At 50.7% G+C, this 15,535-nt stretch carries 15 protein-coding genes; 2 read left to right on the top strand and 13 right to left on the bottom strand.

Annotation, left to right across the window (positions count from 1 at the left end):
- Positions 1-243 precede the first annotated feature (243 nt).
- The 13 genes from proC to dut form a co-directional block, all read right to left on the bottom strand.
- Positions 244-1,047: a pyrroline-5-carboxylate reductase gene (gene proC, locus N7E73_RS00220; RefSeq protein ID WP_432736622.1), complete on the bottom strand. Its 804-nt coding sequence runs from the start codon at positions 1,045-1,047 to the stop codon at positions 244-246.
- Between the two features lies 1 nt (position 1,048).
- A complete protein-coding gene (gene ndk / locus N7E73_RS00215) occupies positions 1,049-1,468 on the bottom strand; it encodes a nucleoside-diphosphate kinase (protein WP_432736620.1) in 420 nt (139 codons plus the stop codon).
- Positions 1,469-1,557: 89 nt separating this feature from the next.
- Positions 1,558-2,352: an ABC transporter ATP-binding protein gene (locus N7E73_RS00210; protein WP_432738889.1), complete on the bottom strand. Its 795-nt coding sequence runs from the start codon at positions 2,350-2,352 to the stop codon at positions 1,558-1,560.
- A complete protein-coding gene (locus tag N7E73_RS00205; RefSeq protein ID WP_432736619.1) occupies positions 2,352-3,254 on the bottom strand; it encodes an ABC transporter permease in 903 nt (300 codons plus the stop codon). The genes N7E73_RS00210 and N7E73_RS00205 overlap by 1 nt, the downstream gene beginning before the upstream one ends.
- Before the next feature lie 75 nt (positions 3,255-3,329).
- Positions 3,330-4,280, bottom strand: a complete 951-nt coding sequence (locus N7E73_RS00200) for an ABC transporter substrate-binding protein (RefSeq protein WP_432736617.1) — start codon at positions 4,278-4,280, stop codon at positions 3,330-3,332.
- 162 nt (positions 4,281-4,442) lie between these two features.
- Positions 4,443-5,720, bottom strand: a complete 1,278-nt coding sequence (locus N7E73_RS00195; protein WP_432736615.1) for a divergent polysaccharide deacetylase family protein — start codon at positions 5,718-5,720, stop codon at positions 4,443-4,445.
- Between the two features lie 18 nt (positions 5,721-5,738).
- Positions 5,739-7,016: a S41 family peptidase gene (locus N7E73_RS00190; RefSeq protein WP_432736613.1), complete on the bottom strand. Its 1,278-nt coding sequence runs from the start codon at positions 7,014-7,016 to the stop codon at positions 5,739-5,741.
- A gap of 49 nt (positions 7,017-7,065) precedes the next feature.
- A complete protein-coding gene (locus N7E73_RS00185) occupies positions 7,066-8,190 on the bottom strand; it encodes a murein hydrolase activator EnvC family protein (RefSeq protein ID WP_432736612.1) in 1,125 nt (374 codons plus the stop codon).
- A 6-nt stretch (positions 8,191-8,196) separates the two neighbouring features.
- On the bottom strand, positions 8,197-8,850 hold the full coding sequence (locus N7E73_RS00180; protein WP_432736611.1) for an endonuclease III domain-containing protein: 654 nt from the start codon (positions 8,848-8,850) through the stop codon (positions 8,197-8,199).
- On the bottom strand, positions 8,843-9,709 hold the full coding sequence (locus N7E73_RS00175; protein WP_432736610.1) for a 50S ribosomal protein L11 methyltransferase: 867 nt from the start codon (positions 9,707-9,709) through the stop codon (positions 8,843-8,845). The genes N7E73_RS00180 and N7E73_RS00175 overlap by 8 nt, the downstream gene beginning before the upstream one ends.
- Before the next feature lie 237 nt (positions 9,710-9,946).
- The gene (locus N7E73_RS00170) at positions 9,947-10,156 is read right to left on the bottom strand and encodes a hypothetical protein (protein ID WP_432736609.1); all 210 of its coding nucleotides are present in this window, start codon (positions 10,154-10,156) and stop codon (positions 9,947-9,949) included.
- 147 nt (positions 10,157-10,303) lie between these two features.
- A complete protein-coding gene (locus N7E73_RS00165) occupies positions 10,304-11,503 on the bottom strand; it encodes an aspartate aminotransferase family protein (protein WP_432736607.1) in 1,200 nt (399 codons plus the stop codon).
- A gap of 27 nt (positions 11,504-11,530) precedes the next feature.
- The gene (gene dut / locus N7E73_RS00160; RefSeq protein ID WP_432736606.1) at positions 11,531-12,004 is read right to left on the bottom strand and encodes a dUTP diphosphatase; all 474 of its coding nucleotides are present in this window, start codon (positions 12,002-12,004) and stop codon (positions 11,531-11,533) included.
- A gap of 204 nt (positions 12,005-12,208) precedes the next feature.
- Between dut and glgP the strand changes: the two genes are divergently transcribed.
- Both glgP and N7E73_RS00150 read left to right on the top strand, forming a co-directional pair.
- Positions 12,209-14,776 (top strand): alpha-glucan family phosphorylase, encoded by a 2,568-nt coding sequence (gene glgP / locus N7E73_RS00155; RefSeq protein WP_432736604.1) that lies wholly within the window; start codon positions 12,209-12,211, stop codon positions 14,774-14,776.
- A 132-nt stretch (positions 14,777-14,908) separates the two neighbouring features.
- Positions 14,909-15,472 (top strand): thermonuclease family protein, encoded by a 564-nt coding sequence (locus N7E73_RS00150; protein ID WP_432736603.1) that lies wholly within the window; start codon positions 14,909-14,911, stop codon positions 15,470-15,472.
- Positions 15,473-15,535: the final 63 nt, after the last annotated feature.

Here is a 15,535-nt window from a genome sequence, read left to right as displayed (position 1 = left end):
AGGATGTGTCGGGCGGTATCTCTGCTTTCAATATTCCTAAGACTCGAAACGGAGCTTTTCGCCAACGAATAGGGATTACAAAGGGGCTTAGCTCCTTTGGCCGCCGGAGGCGAAATCAGGTCGTCTAAACCGCAAAGCGTATCCAATGGCAGGGCTAAGGGGCCAAGCACGAAAAACAAAAGCCTCCGGCAGTCTCCTAAAAGGGCTGCCGGAGGCTTTTTCAAGCACGTAGGTGCGTGTAATCTATTTTTTCCCGAGTTCTATGCTGCGCTCGTAGCTTTTGCGGATGGCATCAATGATGTTGCCACGTGTGGCAGTGCGGTCCAGATGAACCAGTGCCTTGACCGTAGTCCCGGCGGGAGAGGTTACCATTTCGCGCAGGTGGGCCACGTGCAGTTTGCTTTCCTTGGACAATTTGGTTGAGCCTTCAAATAGCTTTTCAACCATTGATCTGGCCATATCGCGGGAAAGTCCCAGCTCGACGGCGGATTCAATCATGGCGTCTATGAAGTAGAATACATACGCCGGGCCTGATCCGATTACAGCGGTAAAGCTGTCGAACTGGTTTTCGCCAAGTGTATAGACATCACCCAGAGGCTTGAACATTTCACTGGTAAAGGTGCGCTGTTCGTTGCTCAGGTGGTTGTCATCGAGGCATACGGCGAAAACTCCGGCATTGACCAGTGCCGGGGTGTTGGGCATGACCCTTACCACCGGGCAGCGGTTTTCGCAGAATTCCTTGAGCGCGGCCACGGAAAGTCCGGCAGCTATGGAAATAACGCATTTGGACTCGGTGAGTTCCATCGCGATTGCTTCGAGAACTGCGGGAGCGTGCTGCGGCTTGACCGCCAGCACGATAAAGTCGGATTCTCTGGCCAGGTCGCGGGCGTTATCGCATTTAATGAGACCGGTTTCCGCAGCCAGGGACTGCAGTGAAGCTTCGTTCAGGTCGGTTCCCAGCAGTTTGATGTTATCGTCTCCCGCCATGCCTCTGATGATGGCGGCACCCATGTTGCCTGTTCCGATAAATCCGACTTTTTTTGTCATTTTAGTTCACCATTTCAAGGTTGCTGAAGAAGTAGGGTACTTCGATAGCTGCGGTTTCGGGAGCATCGGAGCCGTGACATGCGTTTGCTTCGATTCCTGCGCCGAAAGCCTTGCGGATGGTACCTTCTGCTGCTTCTTTGGGGTTGGTTGCGCCCATGAGGTCGCGGTAGCGCTTGATTGCGTCTTCGCCTTCAAGAACGGAAACTACGCAGGGCCCGGAGATCATGAAATCCACGAGTTCACCGAAGAAAGGACGCTCTTTGTGTACTGCGTAGAAACCTTCAGCCTGGGGTCTGGTCATATGGATCATCTTGGTTGCCTTGATCTTGAGACCTGCATCGGCGATCATTTTGAGGATGTCACCGATTTTACCGGCCTTTACCGCATCAGGCTTGATGATAGAGAAAGTAAGTTCGCTCATTGTTTAAGTCCTCCAAGTGTATTCTTTGTTTGCGGATTATCGCATTTTTCAGGGAATATCCCTGAGCGGAAAGGAAGCATGGTCTGCGGTCAGGAAAAAAGCATCCTGTCTGTTGCCATACTCTCGCCGCGAAGGGTGTAGAATCTCTCAAGCAGATCTTCCACTTTAAGTCCCTTCTTTTCCTTTCCGGAAATATCCAGAATAATCATGCCCTGATGGAACATGATCAGACGGTCGCCCATGTTGATTGCCTGGTTCATGTTATGGGTGACCATGAGTGTAGTCAGGTTGTCCCTGCGTACAACGGCGTCGGTTATATCAAGAATTTTGCGTCCTGTCTTGGGGTCAAGCGCAGCTGTATGCTCGTCCAGCAATAAAATGTCCGGTCTTGTCATTGTTGCCATGAGCATGGTCAAAGCCTGCCTCTGACCACCGGACAACAGTCCAACCCGATCGGAAAGTCTGTCCTCAAGGCCGAGTCCGAGCGTTTTCAATTGATCCCGGAACAGGTCCCGGTCCTGAACTCTGACACCGAATCCAAGGCCTCTGCGTTTACCTCGCTTAAGCGCAAGGGCCATGTTTTGTTCAATGCTCAGTGTCGCACAGGTCCCCAGCAGCGGATCCTGAAAAACACGTCCCAGGTTGGCAGCTCTTTTGTATTCGGGCCATCTGGTAACGTCTGTTCCGTTGATGGAAATAGAGCCGCTTGAAAGCAGGAACGTCCCGGCAACGGAGTTGAGGAAGGTTGATTTCCCGGCCCCGTTGGAGCCGATAACCGTAACAAATTCTCCGGCTTTGATATTCAGATCAACTCCGCGGAGAGCCTGAACCTCGTTGACGCTGTCAGGATTGAAGGTCTTTTTTGCCTTGATTACTTCCAGCATCATGCGCGCCCCCTTTTGAGCAGTCCTGCCTTGATCTGTGGTGAAACCAGAGCGGTTACGACGAGTACGGCAGTGATCAGGTTCAGGTCGCTGGGTGTGAAAGAGAAATCTCCGAGTTTCATCCCAAGAGCCAGGGCGATGGCAATACGGTAGACAATGGAGCCGAGCAGTGCGGAAAGCATAGCCCTGCTGACACTGCCCTTGCCGAACAGAGTTTCGCCGATGATAACCGAGGCCAGACCTGCGATAATGGTTCCGATTCCCATATTAACGTCGGCGGCACCCTGATTCTGTGCTACCAGTGCGCCGGACAGGGCAACCATGGAGTTGGAAAGGCCGACTCCGAAAATTATCATCATGTCCCGGTTAACCCCAAGGCTTGTGATCATTCTGGGGTTGTCCCCGGTAGCGAGCATTGCCAGCCCGAAGGACGTTTTCAGGAACCATATCAGGGCGAGCAGTGCCGCTCCGGAAATGATTGCAAAAAGTATCGGGGTGGAAAAGTGCGGAGCCAGGCCGGTAAGCTCAAGAAATTGGTCGATCAGGGTATCCTGTCCCAGCAGGGTCATGTTCGGTCTGCCCATGATCCTGATATTGATGGAGTACAGGGAAATCATGGTCAGGATGGAGGCCAGCAGGTGCAGAATCTTGAATTTGGTATTCAGGATTCCGGTCACTGCCCCGGCAATAAAACCGGCTCCCATGGCCATGCTCATACCGATCAATGGATGATACCCGTTGCTGATGGCAACGGCTGAGACGGCCGCACCGAGAGGCAGGCTGCCGTCCACGGTCAGGTCGGGAAAATCAAGCACCCTGAAGGTCAGGTATACTCCGAGTACCATCAGTCCGAAAGCTGTGCCCTGTTCAAGGGCACCCATGAATGCGTATAAACTTATCATAATTTTTGGATAGTAATGAAAAAAGGCGCAGAATGTACTGCGCCTTTACCTCGTATACTGATGTTTTGCAAATGTTTACTTGATGATCCTGTCAGCCCGGTCCATAACCTGCTTGGGTATGGATATACCCATTTGTGCTGCTGCATTTTCGTTTACGAAGAGGCGCAGGTTCTGAAGGGTCTCAACAGGCATGTCGGCAGGCTTTGCGTTCTTGGAAAGGATGCGCGCAGCCATGTCTGCGGTCTGAAGTCCCATGCGGTAGTAGTCGACGGCAATGGCGGCCACTGTTCCGCGTTCTACGGAATCCGTATCGGCGGAGAAGATGGGCAGCTTGTTCTGGCGGCAGACTTTTATGGCTGCTTCAAGGCCGGAAACTACAGTGTTATCCAGAGGGATGTAGATGGCGTCACATCTGCCCACGAGGCTTTTGGCGGCCTGATATACATCGCTCGAGTTGGCAATGGATGCTTCCTCAACCTTGATTCCGAAATCCTTGCAGACTTCCTTAAGCAGTTCGGTGAGAACTACCGAGTTTGCCTCTCCGGCATTGTAGATGGTGCCGAGGGTTTTGATCTCTGGCATGAACTCCTTGATGAGTTCCACCTGACGCAGTACCGGACTCATATCAGTCATACCGGTAATGTTCTTTCCGGGCAGCATGAGGCTTTTGACCAGACCTGCTGCAACAGGATCGGTAACACCGGTGAAAAGTACCGGAATATCTTTGATTTTCTGGGCCACAGCCTGCGAAGAGGGGGTGGTGATGGTCAGAACGAGATCAGGTTTTTCACCTTTGATCTGGTTGGCGATCTGGACGTTTGTGGCCTGATTGCCCTGAGCTATATGTTCGTTGTAGATGACGTCGATTCCAGCTTCCTTGAGACGGTTTTTGAAACCTTCTCGCATGGCATCGAGTGACGGATGTTCAACAATTTGGGAAATGGATACGGTATAGGTCTGAGCAGAGTGAATCACAGGTACGGTGACCATGAACAGCAATACAAGAAATAGGAGGATTTTTTTCATCCTTACATATCCTTTATGTTGAAAAATTTTTATTAAATTGATTTGCCCTTAAAATGGCACTTAAGTCAAGATGGGAACGAAATTATTTTTAAAGATGATGGATTTAGGAGCTGGTTCTAATTCAGCGTGATGAGTCGTCTCCATCCAAACAGGATTGGTGCTCTAGCTCACCGGTTTCAGTTTTTCCACAGGTACAATATTGACTTTTCCTTTGTTCTCGGCAGCCCATTGCCGGATGGCTTTTAATGTTTCCCGGTGCGGATGTCCAATTGCTATTGCCTGTCCTCTTTTTCTGGCCAGTTCAGCTGTCTTGGACAACTGAAACTTGATTGCGGCAACGTTTTTCACATTGTCCAGGAATATGCTTCTTTCATAGATCTTTACACCGGCGCTTTTGGCCGCTTTCGGGGCCGCGCTGTCCGGTGTGGTCCTGCTGTCCAGAAAGTAGATTTTTTCCTTTTTCAACTGGCTCATTACAGTATTCATTCCGTTCAGGTCCTCGGTAAACTTCGACCCCATGTGGTTGTTCAGACCGCGCGCTCCGGGAACTTTACTTACAGCTGCCAGCACCTTGTCTCTGATCTGGGCCTCACTCATGCCGACAAGCAGTGCGTCAGGTCCGGGGTTCACCTTCGGGTATCCCTTGGGCTGCATGGGCAGATGGATCATTATCTCATTGCCGTGTTTCCGGGCGATGTCGATGGTCTTCTGAACCTGAGAACTGTTCGGCCAGATTGAAAATGAAACATGAACGTCCAGTGCAGCCAGCCCCTTGGCAAGGGTAAGGTCCTCACCCATGTCGTCAATTACAATGGCCATTTTCGGTGCGTTAGGGTCCGGTTTTGTCGGCGCCGGTATCGGTGTTGTGACGGGTGTAAAAAGGGAGAACCTGTGGGTAGGTACACCGTTCACACTGATCAGCCAGCTCTCGGGTGAAGTCTCGTGGATACTGGCGTTAAGGGAACTGTCCTCAAGGCCTTTGCGAATGCTGGCTACGAATTCCTGTTTGTCTCCCTTGCAGGGAAAGCTCAACTGCTGGAAATGAAAGTCGCGTCCCTGATGTTTTTTTATGGATACGTCTTCAAGACGCAGCTCACTCATGGAAATGTCAGCTTTCTTGAGAGCTGTGATCAGGGCAAGGTCGACCTGCTTGACCAGATCGTCCATGTCGTTTTCCTGCGGTTCTTCGTAAAGGATCGGTTGCGCCGTTTCAGTTGAATTCTGTTCTGCCAGAGCCTGTTCCGACGGAGCAGGCTTCTTGCCAGATGCTGAGGTATCTTCTGCAGGAGAGAATAAAAGTGCGATGACTAAGCAGATGCATGCGGCAGCGGCAATGGTTGCTGCCGCAATTACTGCGGGCTTGAAGAGCCGAGCCCGAAGCCCCGGATTCTGTTCCGGGATTTCGGGCTCGGTGTTTTGATCATGAGTCTGGTTTTCCACGCGGATACGGCCTTGATATTACTTTATTTCCTTGATGCGGGGCAGTCCTTTCACCAACTGCAGTCCAAGTCTGAGCTGATTGTCTCTATCCAGCATTTTTTTGGCTTTCTCGTTTCTCTCGGCTATGGCCTTGGTATCGTGGCCGTTGTTCTCAAGATGCCTGTTCAGGTCTTTTTCACGGAAAATGAAACGGTCGGTATCATCTTTGTCGTCTGCAGGAGCAACAAAGGGGTATAAGATGTCCGGGTCAATTCCTTCGGCCTGAATGGAGCGTCCGCTGGGGGTGTAGTACAGTGCAGTGGTCAGCTTTATTCCTGAACCGTCGGCCATGGGAATGATTGTCTGGACTGATCCTTTACCGAAGGTGCGTTCGCCAATCAGCAGGGAGCGGTCATGATCCTTCAGAGCCCCGGCAACAATTTCGGAAGCGGATGCTGATCCAGCATTGATGAGGGTCACCATGGGAACGTTCACGTCTGTTGCCTGTTCTGCAGCGTCGTAGTCCATACGGCTGGCCTTGTCGCGGCCTTCGATGTAGACGATGAGTCCTTTGTCGATGAAGGTGTCGGCAACGGATACGGCCTGCTTGAGAAGCCCGCCGGGGTTGTTGCGCAGGTCAAGGATGAGCCCTTTAAGGGTATGATCCTTATTGTAGTCCGCCAGTGCCTTGTGCATTTCGCGGGTGGTGTTTTCATTGAATCTGGTGAGTCGCAGATAGAGGATACCATCTTCAAGTTCCTGACTTTTGGCGCTGATGATGGGAATGGTGTCGCGGGTGATGGTGACTTTATCCGGCTTGGTTGCGTCCTTGTGCAGGATGGTCAGGATTACATCTGTTCCGCGTTTGCCTCTGATCTTGCTTACAGCTTCCATAAGGGAAATGGACTGAGTTGATTCCCCGTTGATCTCAAGGATGATGTCTCCTGCCTTGAGCCCGGCCTTGTATGCGGGAGTGTCTTCAATGGGGGAGATTACGATCAGGCGTCCTTTTTCCATACTGATTTCAATGCCGATGCCGCTGAATTCTCCACTGGTGGCTTCCTGCATCTCTTTGAAATCATCGGTTGAAAGAAAAGTGGAGTGGGGGTCGAGCTGTTCAAGCATGCCCTTCACTGCATCATCAACCAGTTCCTTGCGGGAGATGTCCTTGACGTAATTGTGTTCCACCAGGTCAAGAACCTGCGAGAACCTGCGCAGAGGCTCGAAACGGTCTTCATTGACCGCTTCAGTCGGCTGCGGTGCGACGGAAATTACGAAAAGGGCGAGGATGGCTACCAGCCATAAAGTTTTTCTCATGTTCTCCTCCAGCGTGGTGAATGCTGCAACTTGCTAAAGATACTATAATTTATTTTCGGGCAAGCCATTCTTGCGGGTTAACTGCTTTCTGATGAAAACGCAATTCAAAATAGAGCCCGGTTTCTTTCAGGTTAGGGTAATACCCTGTTTTTCCGATCACTTCATCTTTCTCTACTTCCTGCCCGCTTTTGACGAAACTTTCGGCAAGATAGGCGTACAGGGAATAGTAATTGTATCCGTGGTAGATGATAACCACACGGCCGAATCCTCTGAGGGTGTCGTTATGGACAACCTTCCCCCAGAAAATCGATTTAACATCCACATTCCCATCGGTTTTAATGCCGATGCCGCGCACCGGCGGCTTGGCGGAAAGGTCGAAGTTGACAAGGGTGTTGCCTTCGCAGGGGCGAGGCAGTGAACCTTCAAAATTCTGAATCTTCCTGCTTGTAAGACTTTTCAGTCTGTAATTGAGTTTGTTGATTGTTTCAAGAAGACCTTTAACTTCCTGTTCTTTGGTCAGCTTAAGGGATCTGATGCCTCGGATTCCGGAGAGAAGGTCGAGTTTGTCTTCAAGCAGGCTGTCCTTGGTCGTATTAATTTCAGCAAGCTTGTTCTCGGCCTTGAGTTTCAGTTCTCCCTGTGTTCTCAGGTTGAGGGATATTTCTTCAGCCTTACGTTGAGCCTTCTGCAGCTCGGTTCTGGTTTCCCTGTAGAGAGAGGCCAGCCAGACAAAATTGCGGTCCGCACTCTGCCAGTCGTCAAGATTACCGAAACGGTTTTCTAGTTTACGGGAATGAACCGGCCAAAGCTTTGTGATCATTGACTTGAGTCGCTCGACAATCACCTCATGTTCGACCCTGAGTGTCTTTTCTTCTGAGCGGACAGCTTCCTCTTCTACGGTGATGCGCTGCAGTTCATCTTCCTGCCGGAACAGTTCCCGTTCAACATTAGTGATACGGTCTTCTATTGCGGCAAGTTCTCCGAACATATCCCTTTCTTCCCTAGTCAGCTTCAGCAGTTCCTGTTTCTGCTGTTTGACTGTCTCGCGGGTGTCCTGAATCTCCTCCTTGAGTCTGTTTACTGCCGAATCCTGTGCTGATGCCGGAACGGAAATACACAGAATAAGGAGCATAAAGAGTGAAGTTAAAATATATTTATACGGATATTCAGGCATATACGATCAGTTGTTCAGGAAACTGCCGAGAGGACAGTTCGCGCAGTCAGAGTTGGTCTTCTTGCACCAGCATTTGGCTGTCCTCACAATCAATGCATGATATTCATTAAACAAATCCGCATTTTCTTCAAGCACATCCATGAAAAAATCCTGAAGCTCCTGATAGTTTATATCTTCATGCACCAGCATGTGCCGGTTGAAGATTCTGCGTGTGTAGGCATCCACAACAAATACAGGCTTGTTCAGGGCGTAAAGCAGGATAGAGTCCGCTGTTTCAGGTCCGATTCCGTTAACCGACAGCAGGGATTCACGCAATTCCCGGGTATCATGCTCCTTAAGGTCGGTGATACATTCTGCGGAGTAGCTTTCAAGGAAATCGAGAAAATTCCTGAGCCGTGCGGCTTTCATGCGAAAGAACCCGGAAGGCCGGATCAGTTCCTGAAGCTCGTTTTCGTTCAGGCGGCGCAGCCCGTGGACGGTCAATCCGTTGTTCATCTTAAGGTTTTCGATGGCCTTTTCCACATTGGCCCAGTTGGTGTTCTGGACCAGTATGGCACCGACGGCAATTTCAAACGGGGTATCTCCCGGCCACCAGTGACAAGGCCCCAATCTGTCCGACAGGGCCTTGTAATAATTCATAAGGAGCTGTTCTCTATTCATCTTCTGTGGTTACGTTTTCCCAGAGCAGTCCGGCCCATTCTCCCATGGTGAATATCTCCGGAGCTGGGAGACCTGCCTCTATGTAGGTTCCGGCCACTTTCTCGGCCTGTTCCACCAGTATCCCGGAAAGGATCAGCATAGAGTCCTTTTTCAATCGAGCAGTCACGTCCGGGCAGAGCTCAATCAGCGGTCCTGAAAGGATATTTGCTACGACCATATCGTACTTCAGGTCCGGGGCGATGCTGTCGGCACTGCCCACGGAGAGGGTGATGCCTTCAACCGAGTTGTTCTCAACGTTTTCCATGGCACAGACAATGGATTGCGGGTCAATGTCCACTCCCACACCTTTAAGTCCGAGCTTGGCGAGGGCGATAGAGAGGATTGCAGAACCGGTGCCGAGGTCGAAGAAATTCATTCCGGAATTGAGCTTTCCTTCATCTGCCAGTTTGCTGATCAGCTCAAGGCAAAGTGCGGTTGTCGGGTGGCTGCCGGTTCCGAAGGCCATTTTGGGCTCGATGATGATGTGTGTTTTATCCTCAGTCTTCTGTTCAAGCAGCCACGGAGGCAGAATCTCGAAGTTTCCGCAGGTGATGGGCTCAAAGTAGTCTTTCCATGCCAGTCCCCAGTTTTCCGCTTCAATTTCTTCATGCGTGCAGCTGCAGTCCGGCCAGCGTTTTTTGATTTCCTCGACAATTTCCATGCCCAGCGGATGGTCTTCAAGGTGGATGGTGTAAAAAATGGAGTCGTCATCCAGCGGTTTTTCTTCCCAGCCGTGTGCTACACGTGTCCCGAGATAAATCTGGCACTCGTCGCTGTCCATTTCAGATAAAGTAAACTGTATTTTCAAAAGCTTGGACATTAATGTCTCCTTATATATGCATTGCAGAACTGTCCTGCCTGACTTTTTGAGTCCGGGTCCGATGTATGCTCTGGCTTATGTTCAGGATGATTTTTGCTGCTTGTGGCTGGTCAAATCATGTTTTCGAACCACCCTTAACGTAAAAAGCCCAACTACTGAAGCCAGTATTTGGGCTTTGGGGGTTTATTTGTTTAATCCCGGAAGATTCATTGTCGTATCAGTTGAAATCCCTATCTGTCAGACTATGCGGTCGATGAGGCGACCTTTGCCGGTAAGGCTGTGGATTGCTTCATCCACCTGCCTCTGTTGAGCCATCTCGTGGGCGTGCATGGCAGGATCATCGAGTGCTGCAGCCACATGATCCGCGCGTTCCGTAGAAATCTGCGGATAAAGGCTTGTGTTGCTTACTCCGCCTCTGACAGGTGTGGCAAGGGCTATTTCATCCATGTTTATTTTCCGGTCTTTTTGCTTAACTATTTCTTCGGCTGGTTGCCCAGGCCTTGGATTCCGGGAGGCCTGAACGGTTTTTCAGTCCGTTTAAGCCTGCCCGATTATATAAATTAAATAAGCTTCAAAACCGTTGAGGTCAAGCCGCTATGCGTTTTCGAGCAGCTCTTCCAGTGTGCTGAGGAAAGCGTCCAGATCCGCCCGGTCAATGGTCAGTGCAGGAAGCAGTCTCAGGATGGTGCCCTTGGTCAGGTTAAGGATAAATCCTTTTTCACGCAGCCCAGCAAAAACGGCGCTGCCGTCAAAGGAAAGTTCAACTCCGAGCATAAGTCCCATTCCGCGGACAGATTTGATTTTTCCGGGGAATTTCTCCTGCAGCTTGAGGGCCTTGTCCTTGAAGTGGTCTCCGAGTTCTGCAGCCCGTCCGGCAAGGTCTCTTTCATTCATGATGTCGATGACTTTTGATGAAACCTTGGCTACCAGAGCACCGCCGCCGAAAGTGGTGGCATGGCTTCCGGGAGCGAATCCTTTGGCAACTTCGTCGGTAGCGAGCATTGCCCCCATGGGCAGGCCGTTGGCAAGGGCTTTGGCTGAAGTGAAAATGTGCGGAACAATTCCGTAATGCTGATGGGCCCACCATTTCCCGGTTCTGCAGAGTCCTGACTGAACCTCATCAACAATCAGCAGGATGTCGTTTTCAGCGACAATTTCGGTTACGGCCTTGACGTATTCCTCGGGCAGAGGCTTGATTCCGCCTTCTCCCTGAACCATTTCAATCATGACCGCAGCGGTTTTGGGAGTTACCGCAGCCTTGAGGGTCTCAACATCCCCGGCGGGAACGTATTTGAAGCCTTCGGGCAGGGGAGCGAAGCCGTCTTTGATGGGTCCGGTCTGTCCGGTGGCGGTAAGGGTTGCCAGGGTCCGTCCGTGGAATGATCCCTCAAGGGTGATGATTTCGTAAGCATCCCTTTCCTTGACGGTTCTCATGTATCTGCGGGCCAGTTTGATGGCTGCCTCGTTGGCTTCAGCACCGGAGTTGCAGAAAAAGACTTTTCCGGCAGCACAGGTGGCAAGAAGCTTTTCAGCACATTCAACCTGTTCTTCCTGATAGAAGAGGTTGCTTACCTGTACCAGCTTGCGGGACTGCTCGATCATCACTTCAACCAGCTCTTCCGGGCAGTGGCCTATGTTGACTACCGAAATACCGGAAAGAAGGTCTATGTATTCGCGTCCGTCGAGATCCCAGAGTCTTGAGCCGCTGGCTTTGCTTACGTTTAGGGGGTACCTGCCGTAGGTGTTGCAGATTGCGGCTTTTTCTTTGGCTACAAGTGTATCGTGTTTGCTCATTGTATTGTCTTCTTTATTGTGGAGAGATTAATTTTTACCTGTATGCCCGAATCCTCCGGCGCCTCTTTGCGTCTCGGAAAGTTCTTCACTCGGAATGAGCGCGGCATGACAGTAGGGCATGAATACCAACTGTGCGATGCGCTGTCCGCGCTCAATTCGTCGCTTCTCTCCGGAGGTGTTCAGGAGGGAAACCTTTATTTCTCCTCGGTAGTCGGGGTCGATTACTCCGACGCCCTGACTGACGGTGAGGCCGTCCTTTGTTCCCAGTCCGCTGCGGGAATAGATAAATCCGGCAATTCCGGGCGAAGTGATTTCGATGGCTATCCCTGCCGGAAAGGCAAATCTTTCTCCGGGACCGATTTCCACGTAATCACTTTCGATGCAGGCACGCAGATCCACACCCGCCGAGTTGGGGGTGGCATATTCCATGCCGCTTTCCCGTGCTGTTTCGTTGAGGAATTTTACTTTAACTTCAACATGATTGGATTGTTGGGTAGTCATCTTTTTTATCCTTAAATAAATGACAATCAGAGCGAGGAGAATGCTCTTCTCGGTCCCAAGTGTCAACTTTCTAGCAATAATATTTCTAAACTGTCTTGAAATGTTAACCTGAATAAGGCAAATAATAAAAATAAGTGTGAAAGGGTCGGGCCATTTTGATGATTCGGATCAGCCCGTTTTTAACTATACGTTAAGGAGATCAGCATGCAGCCACTTCGCGTGTACAGCGTGGTTCCCCGTCTGCCCAAACAACTGGAAGAACTCTGGGATCTGGCATATAACTTCCTGTTTGTCTGGAACAGCGACATTTCTAGTATCTTTTCTTCCATCGACCACAACCTCTGGCGGGAATGCCAGCAGAACCCGGTTGCGTTTCTTAACCATCTGCCGCAGCAGCAGCTTGAAGAACTGGCGAATGACGATTTCTTCATTCAGCGCCTCAAGGAGGCGGTGAAGGTTCAGAGGAATTATCTTGCCCGCGAGAGCTGTTCCTATAAATTTGAAGGCTCCAAGAAGGGGGCTCCGGTGGTGGCATATTTCAGCTTCGAATACGGCATCGGCCTGAGCCTGCCGATTTATTCCGGCGGTCTGGGCATACTTGCCGGGGACCATCTCAAGTCTGCAAGTGACCTGAACATTCCGCTGGTGGGGATCGGGCTCTGCTATCAGCATGGTTATTTCCGGCAGTACATGACTCAGGACGGCTGGCAGCAGGAACGCTATCCAAGCCATGATTTTGAGGAAATGCCCATCAAGCCTGTAAAAGGCAAAGACGGAGAAGACGTGATTTTCACGCTTGATATAAAGGGTGAGCCGCTCAAAGTCAAAATCTGGTATGTGCAGGTCGGGCGTGTGACCCTGTATCTGCTGGATACCAATGTGCCGGAAAACCCGCAGAATTTCAGAGCGATCACTGCCAGACTGTATGGCGGCGACCTTGAAATGCGCCTCTGGCAGGAAATCCTGCTCGGTATAGGTGGCGTTAAGGCGTTGGCGATCCTTGGTCTTGAACCCAGCGTTATCCACATGAACGAAGGTCACTCGGCCTTTGCCGGACTGGAACGCATCCGTATCTTCATGACTGAGCAGGGAATGTCTTTTGAAGCAGCCATGGAGATGGTCGCATCGTCCTCTATCTTTACGACCCACACTCCGGTTCCGGCCGGTAACGACCGGTTCCCGGCAGACCTGATGCGCCCGTATTTCGAGCCTTATGCCCAGACTATGGGGCTGGCATACAAGGTATTCCTGTCCTTGGGACGCGAAGATCCGCGTGATGACTCCGAACAGTTCTGCATGACAGTACTGGCTCTTAAGCTTTCCCGCTTCAACAACGGGGTATCGCTGCTGCACGGCCATGTTTCCAGAAATATGTGGAAAAGGGTCTGGCCGCAGTATCCGGTGGAAGACGTCCCAATCGGGGCCATTACCAACGGTGTGCATATGCCGACCTGGGTTGCCACAGATTTTTCCCTTCTTTTTGACCGCTACCTCGGCCCCAACTGGCGTGAGGACCCGGACTGCACCAGAGTCTGGAAGCAGACCGACAACATTCCCGATGCAGAGCTCTGGCGCACTCATGAACGGCTCAGGGAAAGACTGGTCGATTTCGTACGCAAACGTCTGCGTCGGCAGCTGATAAGCATCGGAGCACGTCGTAAGGAAATTGAACTGGCTGATGAAGTGCTTGATCCTCGTGCACTCACCATAGGTTTTGCACGGCGTTTTGCAACTTATAAGCGTGCAGGACTGCTGCTCAGGGACAAGGAACGTCTGATCAAACTCATTTCCGATTCACGGCATCCGGTGCAGTTTATTTTTGCCGGTAAGGCTCATCCGCAGGACAACGAGGGTAAGAAGCTTATTCAGGATCTGATTCAGCTTTGCCGCCGTGAAGAGTGCCGTATGAGCATGGTTTTCATTGAAGATTATGATATGAAGATTGCCAATTACATGGTTCAGGGGTGCGATGTCTGGTTGAACACTCCCAGAAGGCCCCTTGAAGCATGCGGAACCAGCGGAATGAAGGCCATGGCCAACGGCGTATTGCAGTTCAGTACTCCTGACGGCTGGTGGGATGAAGCCTACCTGCCGGACAACAGCCTCGGTTGGGCCATAGGTCGCAGGGAAGACTACAACGATCATGAATATCAGGATTTTGTAGAGAGTCAGACCCTTTACAAGGTGCTTGAAAATGACATAATTCCCGAATTCTATGACCGCGGGCATGGCAGTATTCCAAGAAACTGGATCAGAAAAGTGAAGAAGGCCTTGCGCATTCTCGGTCCTGAGTTCAACGCCAACCGCATGGTTGAGGACTACACGGAAAAAGCCTATCTGCCTGCATTCAGGAATTATCAGACCATGTCCCAGAACAGGTTCCAGGGGGCCAAGGATCTGGCTGCATGGCGGATGGATATTATGACCAAGTGGTCTAGTCTCAAAGTGAGAAACATTACTTCCGAGACTCATACCGACATCTACGTGGAAGAACCTATCATCGTGAGTGCCGAAGTGTACTTGAACGGCCTTTCCACTGATGATGTTCAGGTTGAAATATATGCGGGGTCTGTTGATCAGAACGGTGCCTTCGTGAACAGAAAGACCGTGATAATGACTCCTGAAGAAGCAGTAGGTGCAGGATGGCATCTGTATCAGGGTGAGGTTCTGCCGGGTGAAGCCGGAAGATTCGGTTATACCGTCCGTATTCTGCCGAAGCATGAACTGCTGCTGGATTCCCATTCACTGGGTCTCATATACTGGGCTCAATAAGTACGGAAGCTGAATTTGAAAAAAACGCTCAAGTTAATGATTATCAGCGGAGCCCTCAAGGGCTCCGTTTTATTTTGTACCTTCTGTCTTTTGGTTTTATGCGCGTTACCAGCATCCGCCTTTGAGGGGCGAGTGAAGTCCGTGATAGACGGGGATACCTTTGTTCTGGAGGACAACAGAAATGTCAGGATCGCCTCAATTGATACCCCGGAAATAGGCCACAATGGGGATACGGATCAGTATTATGCCCGGAAATCCAAATCTGCTTTGACCGAGCTGGTTAAGGGTAAAAAAGTGCGCGTTGAATTGACATCCGATGGAAAGGACAAGTACGGGCGACTTGTAGCATGGGTTTACGTCAGGAATATTTTTGTGAATGAATTCATGGTGCGCAACGGGTTTGCTGTTTATTACCACCACCGGAACAACCGGGAAAACTATCAGAATATTCTTTTACAGGCCCAAAGAAAGGCTTATAAAGATGAGAAAGGTTTCTGGCCAGTAATCAGGAAACAGAAAATGTTTACCAAGGAATGGGTCGGAAACAGAAACAGTCGGAGATGTTTTCCGGAAGGCAACAGCCTCGTACAAAGGATCAGCCTGAAGAACAGGGTGAATTTTACTGATCTTGGTGAGGCATATCGGCAGGGTTATTCTCCTGCCCGCAATATCGGATTCTGGCCGCAGGAAAGGTAAACCCGGGGGCGTTGCCCACCCTGGAGTTGTGAATGAGCCATATGGCGGTATTTTGGGAGACTT

Source organism: Maridesulfovibrio sp. FT414, from assembly GCF_050916235.1.
In the GTDB taxonomy this organism is placed as follows: Bacteria; Desulfobacterota; Desulfovibrionia; order Desulfovibrionales; family Desulfovibrionaceae; genus Maridesulfovibrio.
This window is presented reverse-complemented; position numbering and strand designations above follow the sequence as displayed.